Consider the following 447-nt stretch of genomic DNA (forward strand, 5'->3'; position numbering starts at 1 on the left):
CAGCAAACAGCGTGTTGCTACCGGTCAGCGTGGTATCTGCAGTATTCGTCAGTTGTACCGTTGAGGCCGCATCACCGCTCAAGGTGTTAGCCAGCGTACCGCTGACCCCATCGAGTATCAGTTCAGCACCAGCAGCTGTCAGGTCAACACTGGCATCCGACGTGCCCAGGTTATTGACATCGGTAATGGTTAATACACCACCGGCATTGATATTGTGCTGACCAGTAAAATCATTGGTCCCCTCCAAGGTCACTGCCGCATTGGTGTTGATGGTACCGTCACCACTGAGTATGTTGGCCAGCGTATCGGCAGCATTCAGGTTCAAAGTACCCACTACATCAACATCACTGCTACCCAAGGCATTGGCCGCAGTCAAATTGACCGTTGCCAGCGCTGCTATCAGGGTGTCGGTTGCGGTTGTCAGGCCACTGTTGGCGGCGCTCAGGG

At 54.4% G+C, this 447-nt stretch carries 1 protein-coding gene; it reads right to left on the minus strand.

Annotated elements, in window-relative coordinates:
• On the minus strand, positions 1–447 hold a 447-nt coding region (locus tag AC2A06_RS18855), incomplete at both ends, for a hypothetical protein (protein WP_484381299.1).

This window comes from Serratia sp. HNCC26DJ244 (assembly GCF_057180565.1).